1 protein-coding gene and 2 pseudogenes are annotated in these 1469 nt (G+C 66.8%); all 3 read left to right on the top strand.

Annotated elements, in window-relative coordinates:
- Nucleotides 1–303 (top strand): annotated as a pseudogene (locus tag D3H34_RS32590) (ABC transporter substrate-binding protein); the annotation flags it as partial.
- Between the two features lie 27 nt (nt 304–330).
- Nucleotides 331–1248, top strand: a complete 918-nt coding sequence (locus tag D3H34_RS32585) for a branched-chain amino acid ABC transporter permease (protein ID WP_119558855.1) — start codon at nt 331–333, stop codon at nt 1246–1248.
- Nucleotides 1249–1259: 11 nt separating this feature from the next.
- A pseudogene (locus D3H34_RS32580) lies at nt 1260–1469 on the top strand (hypothetical protein); the annotation flags it as partial.

The raw sequence follows: 1469 nt of genomic DNA, 5'->3' as shown, positions 1-1469 counted from the left end.
GGCCGCTACCCGTCGTTGTACGCGGAGTTTGCGTATGACGTGGTGATGAACATGGACGCCGCCGTGAAGCAGCTCGGCGGCAAGGTCGGCGACAAACCGGCACTGGTCAAGGCGCTCAAGACCGCGGCCTTCGATTCGGTGCGCGGCCCGGTCAAGTACGGCAACAACCAGTTCCTGGTCCAGGACTACTACCTGCGCAAGATCGTGCAGGGCGCCGATGGCCGCGTGACCAACCAACTGCAGCCGGGCAAGGTGCTGACCGCGCACCAGGATGCCTATGCCGCGCAGTGCGCGTTGAAGTAAGCCACCGAGATTGCGCGGGACGGATCGATGGATGTGACTTTTTTTCTCGAGCAGATCTTCAACGGCCTGGGCTACGGCTTCATGCTGTTCCTGCTCGCGGCCGGGCTGACGCTGGTGTTCGGCATCATGGACACGCTGAACCTGGCCCATGGTTCGCTGTTCATGGTCGGCGGCTATGTCTCGGCGACGGTGCATGCGCAGTCGGGCTCGTTCATCACCGCCGTGCTGGTCGCCGTGCTGGCGACGGTGCTGCTGGCCATGCTGCTCGAAGCGCTGCTGGTGCGCAGGCTCTACGGCCGCGACCATCTGTCCCAGGTGCTGGCGACGTTCGGCATCGTGCTGGTGGCCGATGACGTGGTCAAGTTTGTCTGGGGCCCGTCGCCCATCATGGCGCCCACGCCCGCGCTGCTTGCGGGTCCGGTCGATGTGCTGGGCCTGCCGTATCCGTCCTACCGGCTGCTGATCCTGGCTGCAGGCCTGGCCGTGGCCGCAGGCCTCTATCTGCTGGTCAACCACAGCAAGCTGGGAATGCTGGTGCGCGCGGGCGCGTCCAATCGGGCAATGGCCGAGTTCATGGGCGTGCGGGTGGCGAAAGTCTTCGCCATCGTGTTCGCGCTGGGCGCGGCGCTCGCGGCGCTGGCCGGGGCGTTGATGGGCCCGATCAGCGCCGTCGCCATCGGCATGGGCGAAGCCATCCTGATTCCCGCGCTGGTGGTGATCGTGATCGGCGGCATAGGCTCGGTGCGCGGCGCGTTCGTCGCGAGCCTGCTGGTCGGTCTGGTGGACACCGCCGGCCGCGCATTCTTGCCGCCGCTGCTGCGTGAACTGCTGTCGCCGGCGCTGGCCGCCGATGTCGGGCCGGCGATCTCGAGCATCGCCATGTACATGCTGATGGCCGGCGTGCTGGTGTTCAAGCCTTCGGGACTGTTCCCGGCCCGAGTATGAGTGAGACCACGATGTTGTCTGTTCCCGCGAAGAATGCTTCGCCCTGGCGCGCGCGCGCCGGCATCGCCGCGCTGCTGCTGGCGCTGGCGCTGTTTCCGTTGCTCGCGCCGCTGTTCGATCTCGATTACTACACCGGCTTTGTGCGCCGGCTGATGATCGTCGCGCTGGCCGCCGCCAGCCTCAACTTCCTGATGGGCCGCGTGGGCCTGGTGGCGCTGGGC

It is taken from the genome of Acidovorax cavernicola (assembly GCF_003581445.1).
The sequence above is the reverse complement of the archived record's forward strand: the minus strand, read 5'-3'. Positions and strand labels throughout refer to the sequence as shown.

What these genes read in the sequence shown, in the direction of transcription:
- D3H34_RS32585 (WP_119558855.1), top strand. Translation starts at nt 331, where the DNA reads ATGGATGTGACTTTTTTTCTCGAGCAGATCTTCAACGGCCTGGGCTAC.